Here is a 15,017-nt window from a genome sequence, read left to right on the forward strand (position 1 = left end):
CCCTGTTCGCGCACGCGGATACGGCCGCCCCTCGTGGCAGGGCGGCCGTATCCGCGTGGGGGTCTCAACGGGCCGATTTCCAGGGCCTTGTCCATCGCCGCCGCCAGACCGTTGGCCCACAGCCGGTCGACACGGGACCGCTCGGTCGCGTTCGGGACGGCGTTGGCGCAGGACGGGCCGGGCCGGGCCCGCCACCGGACATCAGCTCAGATTCCGATGTCGCACCCGTCGGCACGCCACACGGCCACCACCGCCGGGCGGACGTACGTCCCGGGCCCGTCGGGCCAGGTGCTCGCGGGCTTCTCCACGGACGCCCCGTCGATCTCGCCCGGGTGCTGCACCGCGACCAGGACGCGCCGGTCCTGGATGATCGGGCCGCAGGTCTCGGCCCCCTTCGGCACGGTCAGGAACTGCTTGAGCTCACCGCGCCGCTCGCCCCGGGTCGCCACACCGAACAGGCCGTCGTGCGAGCCGAGCTGGGCGCCGTCGGTGGAGATCCACAGGTTGCCGTAGGGGTCGAAGGCCACGTTGTCGGGGCAGGAGATCTGGCTGACGGCGTCCTTCGGGAACCCGGCGAAGTAGGTCGCCGGGTCCTCCGGGTCACCGGCCACCAGGAACAGCGACCAGGCGAACCGGGTGCTCTCCGGCCGGTTCCAGCGCTCGGTGAGCTCCAGCACGTGCCCGTGCTTGTTGGCGTGGCGCGGATTGGCCTCGTCCGCCTTGGCGTTGGAGCCGACGCCACGGTTGGTGTTGTTGGTCAGCGCCACGTACACCTTGCCGGTCACCGGGTTGGGCTCGATGTCCTCGGGCCGGTCCATCTTGGTCGCGCCCACCTTGTCACCGGCGAGCCGCGTGAAGACGAACACCTCCTCGGCGCTCATCCCCGCCACGTGCGAGACGGCGCCCTTCGCGGTGGCGGTGGCCAGCGGGATCCACTCACCGCTCCCGTCGAACTCCCCGTCCTTCGGCAGCTTGCCCGTGCCGTCGATCTCGATGGCCGGGGAGTCACCGGTGAGCTTGGCGACGTACAGCGTGCCCTCGTCGAGGAGGGAGAGGTTGTGCTCGCGCGCGGCACGGCTGCTGCCGTGCTTCATCCGCTTGCTGCCGACGAACTTGTAGAAGTAGTCGAACCGCTCGTCGTCACCCGAGTACACGACGGGCCGCCCGTCGTGCGTCAGCCGCACGGTGGCGGCCTCGTGCTTGAACCGCCCGAGAGCGGTGTGCTTGCGGGGCGTCGAGGTGGGGTCGTACGGATCGAACTCGACGACGTACCCGAACCGGTGCGCCTCGTTCGGCTCCTGGGCGAGGTCGAACCGCTTGTCGAACCTCTCCCACTTGCGCTCGGTGGCGCCGGTGCCGATCCCGTAGCGCTTGTCGGTCGCCCGGCCGCCGTTGGCGAAGTACTGGTTGAAGTTCTCCTCGCCGTGCAGGGTCGTGCCCCACGGGGTGACACCGCCGGAGCAGTTGTTGAGGGTGCCGAGCACCTTGGTGCCGGTCGGATCGGCGGAGGTCCTCACGAGCTCGGACCCGGCGACGGGCCCGGTGAGCCGGAACTCGGTGGTGGCGGTGACGCGCCGGTTCAGCTGGTGCCGGGAGACGGCGGTGAGCTTCCCGCTCTTGCGGTCCCCCTCCACCACGACGGCGGACAGCCCGTGCGCGGCCCAGGCGACCTCGACCTGCTCACGGGTCGGGTTGGCGGCGTCGTACCCGCGGAACATGAGGATCTCGTCGGTGTACTCGTGGTTGGCGACGAGCAGCTGCCTGTTCCGCTCCCCGGGCAGCGGAAGCAGGGCGAGGAAGTCGCAGTTGTACCCGAACTGCGCGGCCTGGGCCTTGGCGGTCTGCTTCTCCGGGTCGAAGGCGGGCGCGCCGCGCAGGATGGGCTCGCCCCAGCGGATCACGACGTTCTGCCGGTACCCGTCCGGCACGGTCACGGCGTCGGCGGTGTTGGGCGCCACGGGCGCGAAGCGCAGTCCGCGCGCACCCTTGTGTGTACGCCGGGCGGCCTCGGAGGCGGCACCGCCCGCCGGGGCGGCGGCCGGGGCGGCGGCGGCCTGCGGGGCCCGAGCGACACCCGCGGCTCCCGCTCCGGCGGCGGCCACGGTCACCACGGCCGCGGCACGCATCATCGACCGGCGGCTGAGCGCACCGGCGATCACGTCACCGACGTACTCGTTGGAGCTGGTGTTGGGCACCTCGTGGAAGCAGGCGTCACCACACCGGAAACGACAGGTCATGGCGGACCGGCCGCCAGGGTGCGATCCGGACGGTGTTCCGATCAACGGCAGCAGCTTGCGCACTTTGTTCTCCCCATGAATGCCCTTGGTGTCAGCGTGACCGTAGGGGCACATACGTGCGGTAGCCGGGCGCCCGGGTGAACAACGAATGAACCCCCGGCTGCCGTACGGGGGTTGCGGTGATTCAGCCCGTCGAAACCTGCACCGGCCGGATGTCCCCCTTGACAGGGTGGACCGGGCACAACAGACCCTGCCCAAGATCACACAGGAGGGCCGCTAACCTTACGTGTCCGTCCTGGCCAGGGATTGACGGGCTTCAACTCACGCGAAGGGTTGCGCGCACATGGGCATTCTCACTCTCTTGCGGAACGCGTTCGGACGGTCACGCAAGTCACGGACCGCCGAGGCGGAGGGTGCGGCGCGGACGACGACCGCCGATGAGACCGGCGGGATCGAGGAACAGAGCGGCGGTCCCACCAGCCGCGACACCCTCGCGCCCGCCGACCGGCCGGCAGCGGACACCTCCGCGGACCCGAAGGTCCCGTCCCCCTCCCCGGAACCCAAGCCCACACCGACGGCCAACGTTCCTGAGCCCCGCACGTCGGACTCCGGGGAACACGACCTGGTGTCGGCGGCCTTCGACCGTCTGGCGGTTCCGCGTCCCGCGCGGTCGGCGGAGGGGGAGCCGGGAGCGGCGGAGGCGGAGACGCCGGTCGCCGAGGAGCCGACGGTGAAGGACGAGGCCACGGCGGAGAAGCCGGAGCCGGTGGAGGAAGCGGCGGAGACGCCGACCGCGACCGCCACGACGACCGAGGAGCCGGAGCCGGCGGACGAGGCACAGCCCGAGCCCGCGGCGAAGACGGAAGCGAAGGCTGCACCCGAGGCGGACGCACCGGCGGGCACGGACACAGACACGACGGAAGCTGACGCCAAGGCCACGGCCAGGACCGACGCACCGGCGGAGGCGGACGCGAAGGCCACGGCCGAGGCCGACGCACCGGCGGGCGCGGGCGCGAAGCCGGAAGCCAAGCCCGAGCCGCGGGCCGAGACGCCCGCTGAGCCGAAGCCCGCCCCCGCCCCGACCGAGCCGAAGGCACCGGAACCGGCAGCCGCAGGGGCCGATGCCCCGGCGAAGGCCCCCAAGCCCGAGGCGAAGCCGGCAGCCGAGGCCAAGCCCGAAACGAAGTCGAAGCCCGAGCCGACGGCCGAGGCTGAGCCCGAGGCCAAGCCCACAGCCGAGCCGACACCCGAGCCCGAGCCGGGGGCCGGGGCCGAGCCCACCGCCGACGCGAAGCCGAAGGCCGAGCCGACACCCGAGCCCGAGCCGGGGGCCGGGGCCGAGCCCACCGCCGACCTGAAGCCGAAGGCCGAGGCCAAGGCGAAGCCGAAGGCCGCGCCGAAGGCCGCCGCCGGCACGAAGGCGAAGCCCGAGACGACCCCTGAGGCCGAGGCCGAGGCCGACGCCGTGCCCGCCGAAGAGGCGTCCGCCAAGGCGAAGCCGAAGCCCGAGCCCAAGGCGAAGCCGAAGGCCGCCCCCAAGGCCACACAGGAGGCCGAGCCGAAGGCCGAGGCCGATGCGGCCCCGGAACCCGCGGCCCCCGCACCCGCGGCCGCCGACGGCGACCAGGCCCCGCAGGGGCCACCCGCACCCGACGACGAAAGCGGCACGGGTGGTGCGGGTGGGAACAACACGGCCGAAGGCGAAGCCGAGGCCAAGGCCGGCCCCGCCCTCCCCCTCACCCGCGTCAAGACCCACGCCCCCGGCCTCACCACCGCCTACAAGGCCGCCACCACCACCCTCGAGACCAACGCCCTCACCGGCACCCGAGCCAAGGTCTACCTCGTCCTCGACCGCTCCGCCTCGATGCGCCCGTACTACAAGGACGGCTCCGCCCAGGCCCTCGCAGAGCAGACCCTCGCCCTCGCGGCCCACCTCGACCCCGAGGCAACCGTCCCGGTCGTCTTCTTCTCCACCGAACTCGACGGCACCGGCGAGATCACCCTCACCGACCACGAGAACAAGATCGACGACCTCCACGCCGGCCTCGGCCGCATGGGCCGCACCAGCTACCACGCAGCGGTGGAAGCGGTCCTCGCTCACCACGACAAGACGGCAGAACCCACTGCCCCCGCCCTGGTGATCTTCCAGACCGACGGCGCCCCGGACGCGAAGACCCCCGCCACCCAGGCCCTCACCGACGCGGCCAAGACCCACCCCGCCGTGTTCTTCTCCTTCGTCGCCTTCGGAGACCCGGAGAACAAGGCCTTCGACTACCTCCGCAAGCTCAAGACCCCCAACACGTCCCACTTCCTCGCCGGCGAAACCCCCCGCGAGCTCACGGACAAGGAGCTCTACGAGGGCGTACTGGCGAACTGGCGCCCGTAACCCTCCCCGGCCCACCGACGCCGCCCGCTTCTCACCCCGTAAAAGGGGAGGCGGGCGGCGTACCCGTGTCAGCTACGATTTCAAGGTTCCGTAGACGACCGAGACCACGAGATCGTCACCCCGCGTAGCGACTTGGGAGCAGCCCGCGATGGCTCGACACCTCATCACCAGCGCCCTTCCGTACATCAACGGGATCAAGCACCTGGGCAACATGGTGGGGTCCATGCTCCCGGCGGACGTGTACTCCCGCTACCTGCGCCAGCGGGGCCACGAGGTCCTCTACATCTGCGCGACGGACGAGCACGGCACCCCGGCGGAGCTCGCCGCGAAGGAGCAGGGCGTGCCCGTGGACGCGTTCTGCACCGAGGCGCACCACCAGCAGAAGGCGATCTACGACGGCTTCAACCTGGCCTTCGACTACTTCGGCCGCAGCTCCTCCCCGCAGAACCACGAGATCACGCAGGAGATCGCCCGCGAGCTGAAGGCGAACGGCTTCATCGAGGAGCGTTCGATCCGCCAGGTGTACTCGAACGCCGACGGCCGCTTCCTGCCCGACCGCTACATCATCGGCACCTGTCCGCACTGCGGCTACGACAAGGCCCGCGGCGACCAGTGCGAGAACTGCACGCGCGTCCTGGACCCGACGGACCTGATCGACGCCCGTTCCGCGATCAGCGGCAGCAGCGACCTGGAGATCCGCGAGACCAAGCACCTCTTCCTCCTCCAGTCCGCCCTGGCCGGCGAGGTCGAGGCATGGGTCGACGAGCGCGCCGACAACTGGCCGGTGCTGGCCTCCTCCATCGCCCGCAAGTGGCTCACGGAGGGCCTGCACGACCGCGCGATCACCCGTGACCTGGACTGGGGCGTCCCGGTCCCCGCCGACACCTGGCCGGACCTCGCCGCGGAGGGCAAGGTCTTCTACGTGTGGTTCGACGCCCCGATCGAGTACATCGGCGCGACGAAGGAGTGGGCGGACCAGGACCCGGAGAACCGCGACTGGCGCTCCTGGTGGTGGGAGTCGGACGCGAACGTCCACTACACGCAGTTCATGGGCAAGGACAACGTCCCCTTCCACAGCGTGATGTTCCCGGCGACCCTGCTGGGCACCCGCGCCCCGTGGAAGAAGGTCGACGTCATCAAGGCCTTCAACTGGCTGAACTACTACGGCGGCAAGTTCTCCACCTCGCAGCGCCGAGGCGTCTTCACGCACGACGCCCTCGACATCCTGCCCGCCGACTACTGGCGCTACTTCATGATGGCGAACGCCCCCGAGTCGGACGACTCGTCGTTCACCTGGGAGCACTTCACCGCCACGGTGAACAAGGACCTGGCCGACACCCTCGGCAACTTCGTCAACCGCGTCCTGTCGTTCTCCAAGAAGCGCTTCGGCGAAGAGGTCCCGGCGGGCGCCGAGCCCGGCGATGCGGAGGCGAAGCTGGGTGAGGAGATCGCCCGGCTGCTCGCGGAGTACGAGTCCCAGATGGAGGCCATCCAGTTCCGCAAGGCGGCGGCCGCGCTGCGCGCCCTGTGGTCGGCGGGCAACTCCTACCTGGAGGAGAAGGCCCCTTGGCTGGAGATCAAAACCAACCCGGAGGGCGCCGCGCTCACCCTGCGTACGGCGATGAACCTGATCCACCTCTACTCGGTGGTCTCCGAGCCGTTCATCCCGACGTCGGCGAAGAAGATGCGCGAGGCGTTCTCCCTGGAGAACGACACGGCGGTCTGGGTCACCCAGGACGAGGCGCGCTCCCTCACCGCCGTCCCCGCCGGCACCCCCTTCACCATCCCGCCGGTCCTGTTCGCCAAGCTCACGGACGAGGACCTGGAGTCGTACAAGGAGCGCTTCGGCGGCGAGTCCGCGTAACGCCCGCCTCTCGCCCGCCCCCGGGAGAATCTCCTCCCGGGGGCGGTCCCGTTTCCGGGCCCCTGTTCCTAAGATGACCGAGGCACCGGCCAACCACCCGGGGGGATCACCCATGGCACTGTTCGGCAACGCACACACCGTGAACCCGGCCTCGGCCCAGCAGGACTACGCCCGTCTCCTCGGCCACGGCGAGCAGGTCCACGCCGCGTTCCTGCTGATCCGCGACACCATCCTCTTCACCGACCGCCGCCTGATCCTCATCGACAAGCAGGGCATCACCGGCAAGAAGGTCGAGTACCACTCCGTCCCCTACCGCAGCATCACCCACTTCGCGGTGGAGACGGCCGGCACCTTCGACCTCGACGCCGAACTGAAGATCTGGATCTCCGGCACCCCGACCCCCATCGAGAAGACCTTCACCAAGGGCGTCGACATCTACGAGGTCCAGGCGATCCTGACCCAGTTCGTGGCGCGTTAACGGCTTTCCGCGGTGCAGGGCAGGAAGTCCGCCCACGCGCGGGGCGTGAGCGCCAGACGGGGACCCTCGACGTTCTTGGAGTCGCGGACGTGCACGGTGCCGGGGTCCCTGACCGGCGACCTGCCACCAGAACCCCTGCGGCGCCCGGCCGCTTTCCTGGCCCACCGCCTCACCGCACAGCTACCGCCCCTGCCGCCGTACCGCACCCCCGAACCACCCCCGCCCATCCGGCACCCACTCCGCAACTACGACTCCTGCGACCGCGGCTACCGCGGCCCCGGCCCACGCAACTGCCAGGGATGCGCCGGGAAGCGAACGCCATGACCATCGCTCGTCCGCGCGGATCCGGAATCCAACCGCTCATCAATTCCCCCGGCATGCCAGGTACTTGCTGCAAGAAAAGCGTTGCCCATGGATTCTCGCAATGTTACGGTCTGCCCAGTTGATCAGTGGAACGGGGGCCACGCAACGCTTCAGCCATAAGCGGACGGCCCCTCTCCGCCTTTCGGTCACCTTCATTCATGCGCGAATCGACCAATTCGCAGCTGCCAGAAGGACCTGGCACGCGCCGGGCATCGCTCTGCGCAAAAACAGGGGGAAATCAGTGGCACGAACATCCGCGGGATTCAATCCCGGAAAACGCACCGCAGCACGTGCGGCCACCTGCGGCGCCATCGCCGTCGCCGTCACGTTCGGCATGACGACCTCGGCGCAGGCCGACTACTACGACGGCGGAATGCCGGGCCGGTCGTTCAATGTCAAGGCTGTCGGAATCAACGATACCTGGGTGGGGTTCCTCGACACCGGGCGAAAGAACTGGAACAACAGCCGGGCCGGGGCGAGCATCGGACGCAAGTCGAGCGCCAAGGCCACGTTCACGGCCGGCCGGTACAACGAGAGCTGGCTCGGTCTCTATTCACCCTCCGGATTCCGCTCGATCAACCGCGTGTTCAAGATCAAGGTCAACGCGAAGAAGATCGAGGCCAAGGCCGGTTCGAAGATGACGGAGTGGTGCCGGAGCACCGCCACCCATGAATTGGGGCACGCGCTCAGCCTCGACGACAACCCCGGTACCAGGAAGGCGTCGCTGATGAAGCACAGCCGGAACCGGGCGAAAGTCCAGAAGCCGCAGTCGTACGACGTGGCCGAGGTGAAGAGGATCTACGGATGAGCGCGCTGCGGAAACTCCTGGTACCGGGCTCTCTTCTTCTCGTTCCGCTCGCCCTCGTCGGCTGCGCGGCGGACACGGGGAAGGGCGAGCCGGCAAAGGCGAAGCCCGCCGACGCGGTCGTGTACGAGGCCGACTATCCCGCCTACGACTCGCTCGACGACATCGTCGGTACGGCCGACGTGATCGTCCGCGGTACCGTCGTCGACTCCCGGGTCACGGAGTCGAAGCCCGAGGTCTCGACCGAGGGTGACCCGCTCACGAACCCGCAGGCCGGTCTCTCTGCCGAGGAGGCCGCCGAGACGGATCCGGTCGTGATCACGGTCTCCACCGTCAAGGTCTCCGAGGTGCTGTCGGGCGGAGGGAAGGTCGTCGTCGGCGACACCGTCGAGGTCAGCCAGCTCGGCGGCACGCTGGACGGGGTCGCCTACGAGGAGCAGAGCACCACCACGCTGTCGAAGGACGGCACGGAGTACGTGCTGATGCTCGCGGATCACGGGGACGCTGCCCCCTACGACCTGCTCAACCCGGAGCAGGGGCTCTACACGGTCGAGGGTGAGGAGCAGGTCGAGCCCGTGGCCGAGGAGGGCTTCGACGACGTCGGTACGGTCGACGAGCTGGCCGAGGCGGCCGAGGCGGCCGTCCAGCAGTAGGGCAGAAGGCCGGTGAGCCGGTTCGGGCAAGGGCCCGCGCGAAGTGCGCGGGCCCTCTCGGCGTGCCGTCACCCTGTCCCGGTCAGCCGAAGGGCCTTCAGCACGCCCGCGCTCAGGGCCACGTCGTTGGCCGGACCGGCGACCGGACGGTCCGCCTCGATCCCGTACGCGCCCTGAGTGGAGTTCACGAGGAAGTACCCGTCACCGTCCTCCTCCTTCTCCAGCAGGAAGACGTACTCCCTCCCCTCTGCGAGGGCGGCCGTCTCCGGCCCGCTCCCCGGCGTCGTGTAGGACACCTCGATCGAACCGCCCGGCGCCCGGCCCTTCGCGGTGGCGACCACGCCGGCCTCGGCGATCGTCTTGCTGTAGCCGTCGGTGGTCTCCTCACGGCCCGCGCCGAGGCGGGCCCGGACGATCAGCTGCGCGGCGTCCTCGAGCTCGGGGGTGGTGGAGTACTGGATCTCGTCCGCCATGCCGCTCCCGCCGGGGGACCCGGGGCTGCCGTTCAGGGCGACGACGACGGCGACCACGCCCGCCCCGGCCGCGGCCAGTCCGGCGGCGACCAGCAGGCCCCGCCGGCGCCAGGCGGAGCGGCGCTGCGGTGGGGCACCCGCGGCCCTGCCGGTCAGCTGCTCCACCGCGCGGAGGGACGCCTCCCCGGCGAACGAGCCCGGAACGGGATCGGCGTGCTTGATGAGCGACTTCGTACGGTTCACGACAGCTCCTGGGAGGTGGGCGAGGGCATCGGGGAGGCGTACAGGTCGCGGAAGGCCTTGCGGGCACGGTGCAGGCGGACCCACACCGCCGAACCCCGGCAGCCGAGGACCTCGCCGGCCTCGGAGGCGCTCAGCCCGTCCCAGTAGGTCAGGACCAGCACCTGGCGGTGTCGCTCGGGCAGGGCGTCCAGGGTGTCCAGCACGTCGGCGTCCTCGTCCGTGGCCGACGGGCGGTCCAGTTCCTCGGTGATACGCCGGTGCAGGTCCCTGAGCCGGAGCGTCGCGCGGTAGTGGTTGCCGAGGAGGTTGCGGGCGGTGACGAAGAGCCACCCCGAACCTGTCTCTTCCCCGGCCAGTTCGCGTTCCCACGCGATCCGGAACACCTCCGCCGCGAGTTCCTCCGCCGCGCTCCGGTCGCCCGTCCGGCGGTACAGGAACGCGGACACGCGAGGGTACTCACGCAGGTAAGAGGCCGTGAACCGCTCGGCGCGGACACGGTCGTTCCCGGTCTCAAAGGTCTCCACGCCCGGTACATGTCCTGAACCCGTCAGATCCTTACAGCGATCGGCCACTGTCTTCGGTCACCTTTTCCACCGGCCGTCGAACACCTGAGGGGAACGTTTTTGCCGCTCCCGGAAGAGTGAACGCAACCCGTTCATCGGATGCACCCTCTCCGCTGGGCCTGGCTTGCGCACATGGTCACATCAACCCATGAGAGCTCGCACCGGATCTTCCAGGACCATCCGGAGGTTCTCGCTCCCGAACGCGGCCGCCATACTGGAATCGCTGGCCCGCGGGATGCCGTCGTTCGACAGAGCCACAGCGAAGTACTGGTGCGAATGGCTGGAAGTCGGACTGGAGAACATCACCACCTGCGCCGACCTCAACACCCTCACCCTCTGGTTCGACCGCTCCCTGACGGCCACCACCGCGCAGGACCTGTTCACCGACGGGTGATCGGAGCCCACAGCCCGGGCCCGCCCCATCGCAGGGAGCGGGCCCGGAACCTCCGTCGAGACTCGGGTCAGCGGGCCTCCGGGGCAACCGGCTGCCCCGTCACCGCCACGCTCTCCGCACCCGAGACCGTCTGCGCACCCCTGCGGGTGTGTCGTACGAACGCCACCCCCAGCACCGCCAGGAGCGACGCCGCCGAGAGCGTGTACAGGCCCCCGTTCGTGCTGCCCGTCGTGTCCTTCAGGTAGCCGAAGAGCGTGGGAGAGACGAACCCGCCCAGGTTTCCCAGGGAGTTGACCAGGGCCAGCCCAGGTGCCGCGATCTTCAGGTCGAGGCCCGACTGGGCCATCGGCCAGAACAGGGTGGCCGCGCACTTGCCGCCGACCGCGGCCAGGGTCAGGGCGGCGAGGCCGAACCAGGGGGAGCCGAGCGTGGCCAGGAAGGTGCCGGTGGCGGACAGGACCAGGGCGATCGCCAGGTAGGGGCGGCGGTCCGGGGCGCGGTCGGTGAAGTGGCTCATCGTGTACATCGCGATCACCGCGCAGATCCAGGGGATCGCCGACAGCAGCCCGATCTGGAAGGGCGACAGCCCGCCGATCTCCTCCACCAGACTCGGCAGCCAGAACGTGATCGCGTAGCCGGTGAGCGCCATCGCGAAGAAGACCGCGGTCAGGACGGCCACCTGAGGGTGGAAGATCAGCTTCATGCGGGACACCGACGGCGCCCGGTCCCGGGCCTCCCTGTCCCGTGCCACCGCCTCGCCCAGCGCGTCCTTCTCCTCCTGCGTGAGCCACTTCGCGTCCTGGATCCGCGAGACGAGGAAGAACCCGGCGATGAACCCGACCAGGATCGAGAAGGCACCCTCCAGGGCGAACATCCACCGCCAGCCGGCGATGCCCCCCGCGCCGTGCAGTTCGAGGAGCGCGCCCGTGATCGGGCCGGTCACGATGTACGCCGTCGCCGAGCCGCCCAGGAAGATCGCACTCGCCCGGCCCCGGCTGGAGTCCGGCAGCCACTGGGTGAAGTAGAGCAGCACACCGGGGAAGAAGCCGGCCTCCGCGACACCGAGCAGGAAGCGCAGGCCGTAGAACATCCACACGTTGTGGATGAAGCACATCGCCACGATCACCAGACCCCAGGTGATCATGATGCGCGTCAGCCAGACCCGGGCGCCGAACCGCTCCAGCCACATGTTGCTCGGGACTTCGAACAGCGCGTACCCGATGAAGAACAGGCCGGCGCCGAGCCCGTAGGCCGTGGCGCTGACGCCGACGTCGGCCCGCAGTTCGTCCTGGACGAAGCCCACGTTCGTCCGGTCCATCTGGTTGACCAGCAGCATCAGGACCAGGATCGGCAGCATGCGGCGCAGGAACTTGCCCACCGCACGCTGCTCGGCTTCGGGTATCGCTGTCGCGGTGTCTGACATCGTTGTCTCCCTTGCTGTACGCGTACATGAACAGCAATCACGTACGCGTTCTCGAAGGGACCTTATGGAGGCTCATCTTCCGGGTCAACGGGTTGGATCGAAGTCCATGTATGTGAATAGGGGCGGACGACATGTACGCGTCCGCCCCACCCGTCTCCCTCAGCTCGCGGAGGCCGACGCCGAGGCGCCCGGCTGGACCGAGTCCCCCGTGCCGTCCTGCGTCGCCTCGGGATCGACGCCCATGGTGAGCGTGGCGACGACGCCCTTCGCGATGGCGCCCTTCTTGTACTTCAGCTTCAGCAGCCCGCCCTCGGTGCCGTTGCCCGGGTAGATGGTGTCCTCGTCGAGGGTGGTGCGCGCCGCGGTGTTGGTGGAGTACGGCTCGACCTCGGCCGTGGCCAGCACGGACGCCTCGTCGAAGAAGAGCTGCCCGGTGTGGCAGGTCGTGCCGCCCTCGTAACCCGCGTCGGTCCAGGTGCCGTTCACGTGCACCTTGGTGTGGATGTGCACGCAGCGGCCCTGGTACCAGCCGGGGAAGACCGTGCGGAACACGACCTCGCCCTTCTTGTCCGTCCGCCACGTGCCGCGCAGATAGCGCTTGTCGTCGGTTGGCCCCTCGTGCACCCCGCCACCGCCTCCGCCTCCGCCGCCCGGAGGTGCGCCCGTGGGGGTCCCGGTCGGCGTGCCGGAGGGGGGCGTACCGCCGCCGCCCCCGCCACCGCTGCCCATCGACTCGTACCCGGAGTACACGCCCAGCGCGTTGCAGTGCCAGATGTCGACGGCGGCGTTGGCGAGCGGCTTGCAGGTGTCGGAGTCGATCACCTTCAGACGCAGGGTGAGCGGGATGCCCTCCTGGTCCTCGGTGACGTCCCGGCGGAGCTTGTCCGCGTCGATGTAGTAGGGGCCCTCGGTCGTCTCGGAGGTCAGCTTGTAGCAGGCCTCACCGGAGGTCTCACCGGAGGTCTCACCGGAGGTACCGGCCGTCGTCCCCTTGGCGGCCGTCGTCCCCTCGCCGGCGAACGCGCCCGCCGCGAACGAACCGCCGACGCCCGCAGCCACCACCGCACCGGCGCCCGCGACGACGACCTTACGGCGTGTCAGATCCCGCTTGTGTTTCGGCCCTTGAGCCGTCTCGTGTCCCGTCATGGGAAAGGAAGCTAGGGAGCGCGGCTGTCAGGAACCTGGGGAAGAGCTGGGTGAGAGCCCTGGGTACGAAAGTGGCTCGGAACCGGTGCCGGTTCCGAGCCACTCCCGAGGGATCGTCTACTTCGGCTGCGGCTTGCGCACCGACAGGTGCAGCTCCTTCAGCCGCGTCTCCTCCAGCTCCGTCGGCGCGCCCATCATCAGGTCCTGGGCGTTGCCGTTGAGCGGGAAGGCGATGGTCTCGCGGATGTTGGGCTCGTCGGCGAGCAGCATGACGATGCGGTCGACGCCCGGGGCGATGCCGCCGTGCGGCGGGGCGCCGAAGCGGAAGGCGCGCAGCATGCCCGCGAACTTCTCCTCGACGGTCTCACGGTCGTACCCGGCGATCTCGAAGGCCTTGAGCATGATCTCGGGCTCGTGGTTCCGGATCGCGCCCGAGGACAGCTCGACACCGTTGCAGACGATGTCGTACTGCCAGCCGAGGATGTCCAGCGGATCCTGGGTCTCCAGGGCCTCCAGGCCTCCCTGCGGCATCGAGAAGGGGTTGTGCGAGAAGTCGATCGCGCCGGTGTCCTCGTCCTTCTCGTACATCGGGAAGTCGACGATCCAGCAGAACCGGAAGACGCCCTCCTCGAAGTGCCCGGCACGCTTGGCGGCTTCCACCCGCACCGCGCCCATGATCTTGGAGACCTCGTCGAACTCGCCCGCGCCGAAGAAGACCGCGTGGCCGGCCGCCAGCGACAGGCGCTTGGTCAGCTCGCCGACGTTCTCCTCGGTGAGGAACTTCGCGATCGGGCCGGTCAGCGAGCCGTCCTCGGCGACACGGACCCAGGCCAGGCCCTTCGCGCCCTGCGAGACGGCGTAGTCGCCGAGCTGGTCGAAGAACTTGCGGGGCTGGCCGGAGACGTCCGGCACGGGCAGGGCCCGCACGTGCTTACCGGCGAACGCCTTGAACTCCGAGCCCTCGAAGACGTCGGTGATGTCGACGAGTTCGAGCTGGGCGCGCAGGTCGGGCTTGTCCGAGCCGTACTTCAGCATCGCCTCGCGGAACGGGATCCGCGGGAACGGCGAGGTGACGTGGCGGCCGCCGCCGAACTCCTCGAACAGCTCGGTCATGAGCTTCTCGACGGGCTGGAAGACGTCCTCCTGCTCGACGAAGCTCATCTCGATGTCGAGCTGGTAGAACTCGCCCGGCGAGCGGTCGGCGCGGGCGTCCTCGTCACGGAAGCAGGGCGCGATCTGGAAGTACCGGTCGAAGCCGGAGATCATCAGCAGCTGCTTGAACTGCTGGGGCGCCTGGGGAAGGGCGTAGAACTTGCCCGGGTTCAGGCGAGAGGGGACGACGAAGTCGCGGGCGCCCTCGGGGGAGGTCGCGGACAGGATCGGCGTCGCCATCTCGTTGAAGCCCAGCGCCGTCATCTTGTGCCGGATCGCCGAGATGACCGACGTGCGCAGCAGGATGTTGCGGTGCATGCGCTCGCGGCGCAGGTCCAGGAAGCGGTACTCCAGGCGCCGCTCCTCGTTGACACCGTCCTCGGTGTTGATCGTGAACGGCAGCGGGGCGGCCGCGCCGAGCAGCTCGACCTCGCCGACCTCGACCTCGATCTCACCGGTCGGCAGCTCGGGGTTGATGTTCTCGGCGCCCCGGGAGACGACCTTGCCGTCGACACGGACGGTCGACTCCTTGGAGAGCTTGTCGAGAGCCTCGTAGGAGGGGGTGCCAGGACGGGCCACGAGCTGCGTGATGCCGTAGTGATCGCGCAGATCGATGAAGAGGATGCCGCCCAGGTCGCGCCGATTGTGCAGCCAGCCACTCAGCCGGACGTCGCTGCCGACGTCAGAGGAGCGGAGCTCGCCGCAGGTGTGGGACCTGTACCGATGCATCGTCGTTCATCCAGTCTTCGCTGATCGGGGTCTGTGTTTCACGTGAAACGCCTCCCCAGCGTACCGGGCAGGCGAAGATCGGCTCTCCACAGTTATCGATCGAGCACG

13 protein-coding genes and 1 pseudogene are annotated in these 15,017 nt (G+C 69.5%); 6 read left to right on the plus strand and 8 right to left on the minus strand.

The genetic code is table 11. The annotated features are described in order from the left end of the window. Positions 1-80 precede the first annotated feature (80 nt). Positions 81-211: pseudogene (locus tag G3I77_RS11635) on the minus strand (snapalysin family zinc-dependent metalloprotease); the annotation flags it as partial. After that, entirely contained in the window at positions 207-2,300 is a 2,094-nt protein-coding gene (locus G3I77_RS11640) for a PhoX family protein (RefSeq protein ID WP_248502882.1), read from the minus strand. The gene G3I77_RS11640 and the pseudogene G3I77_RS11635, both read right to left, overlap by 5 nt. Positions 2,301-2,580: 280 nt before the next feature. Here G3I77_RS11640 and G3I77_RS11645 point away from each other — a divergent pair, with 280 nt between their 5' ends. The 3 genes from G3I77_RS11645 to G3I77_RS11655 all read left to right on the plus strand — a co-directional run bounded on the left by G3I77_RS11645 (position 2,581) and on the right by G3I77_RS11655 (position 6,965). Next, a complete protein-coding gene (locus G3I77_RS11645; RefSeq protein ID WP_248502884.1) occupies positions 2,581-4,623 on the plus strand; it encodes a VWA domain-containing protein in 2,043 nt (680 codons plus the stop codon). Between the two features lie 148 nt (positions 4,624-4,771). Continuing rightward, on the plus strand, positions 4,772-6,487 hold the full coding sequence (gene metG, locus G3I77_RS11650; protein ID WP_248502886.1) for a methionine--tRNA ligase: 1,716 nt from the start codon (positions 4,772-4,774) through the stop codon (positions 6,485-6,487). A gap of 112 nt (positions 6,488-6,599) precedes the next feature. Then, a complete protein-coding gene (locus tag G3I77_RS11655) occupies positions 6,600-6,965 on the plus strand; it encodes a PH domain-containing protein (protein WP_248502888.1) in 366 nt (121 codons plus the stop codon). On the opposite strand, the gene G3I77_RS41165 is transcribed toward G3I77_RS11655, so the two are convergent. Continuing rightward, the gene (locus G3I77_RS41165) at positions 6,962-7,138 is read right to left on the minus strand and encodes a DUF397 domain-containing protein (protein ID WP_374385385.1); all 177 of its coding nucleotides are present in this window, start codon (positions 7,136-7,138) and stop codon (positions 6,962-6,964) included. The two genes, G3I77_RS11655 and G3I77_RS41165, sit on opposite strands and share 4 nt — an antisense overlap. Positions 7,139-7,407: 269 nt before the next feature. Between G3I77_RS41165 and G3I77_RS11670 the strand changes: the two genes are divergently transcribed. Beyond that, positions 7,408-8,136 (plus strand): hypothetical protein, encoded by a 729-nt coding sequence (locus G3I77_RS11670; protein ID WP_248502890.1) that lies wholly within the window; start codon positions 7,408-7,410, stop codon positions 8,134-8,136. Then, complete coding sequence (locus G3I77_RS11675; RefSeq protein ID WP_248502891.1) at positions 8,133-8,786, plus strand: hypothetical protein; 654 nt, start codon at positions 8,133-8,135, stop codon at positions 8,784-8,786. The genes G3I77_RS11670 and G3I77_RS11675 overlap by 4 nt, the downstream gene beginning before the upstream one ends. 68 nt (positions 8,787-8,854) lie before the next feature. Here G3I77_RS11675 and G3I77_RS11680 read toward each other — a convergent pair whose 3' ends face one another. Both G3I77_RS11680 and G3I77_RS11685 read right to left on the minus strand, forming a co-directional pair. Beyond that, positions 8,855-9,502: a hypothetical protein gene (locus G3I77_RS11680; protein ID WP_248502893.1), complete on the minus strand. Its 648-nt coding sequence runs from the start codon at positions 9,500-9,502 to the stop codon at positions 8,855-8,857. Continuing rightward, positions 9,499-10,026 carry a sigma-70 family RNA polymerase sigma factor gene (locus G3I77_RS11685; RefSeq protein ID WP_248502895.1) on the minus strand — a complete coding sequence of 176 codons (528 nt, stop codon included), beginning with the start codon at positions 10,024-10,026 and terminating at the stop codon, positions 9,499-9,501. The genes G3I77_RS11680 and G3I77_RS11685 overlap by 4 nt, the downstream gene beginning before the upstream one ends. A 187-nt stretch (positions 10,027-10,213) precedes the next feature. Here G3I77_RS11685 and G3I77_RS11690 point away from each other — a divergent pair, with 187 nt between their 5' ends. Beyond that, on the plus strand, positions 10,214-10,459 hold the full coding sequence (locus G3I77_RS11690; protein ID WP_248502897.1) for a hypothetical protein: 246 nt from the start codon (positions 10,214-10,216) through the stop codon (positions 10,457-10,459). A gap of 67 nt (positions 10,460-10,526) precedes the next feature. On the opposite strand, the gene G3I77_RS11695 is transcribed toward G3I77_RS11690, so the two are convergent. The 3 genes from G3I77_RS11695 to aspS all read right to left on the minus strand — a co-directional run bounded on the left by G3I77_RS11695 (position 10,527) and on the right by aspS (position 14,909). Further along, the gene (locus G3I77_RS11695; RefSeq protein WP_248502898.1) at positions 10,527-11,882 is read right to left on the minus strand and encodes an MFS transporter; all 1,356 of its coding nucleotides are present in this window, start codon (positions 11,880-11,882) and stop codon (positions 10,527-10,529) included. A gap of 159 nt (positions 11,883-12,041) precedes the next feature. After that, positions 12,042-13,028 (minus strand): intradiol ring-cleavage dioxygenase, encoded by a 987-nt coding sequence (locus G3I77_RS11700; protein WP_248502900.1) that lies wholly within the window; start codon positions 13,026-13,028, stop codon positions 12,042-12,044. Between the two features lie 117 nt (positions 13,029-13,145). Beyond that, positions 13,146-14,909: an aspartate--tRNA ligase gene (gene aspS / locus G3I77_RS11705; RefSeq protein WP_248502902.1), complete on the minus strand. Its 1,764-nt coding sequence runs from the start codon at positions 14,907-14,909 to the stop codon at positions 13,146-13,148. Positions 14,910-15,017 lie beyond the last annotated feature (108 nt).

The sequence above is a fragment of the Streptomyces sp. D2-8 genome (genome assembly GCF_023184515.1).
GTDB lineage: Bacteria > Actinomycetota > Actinomycetes > Streptomycetales > Streptomycetaceae > Streptomyces.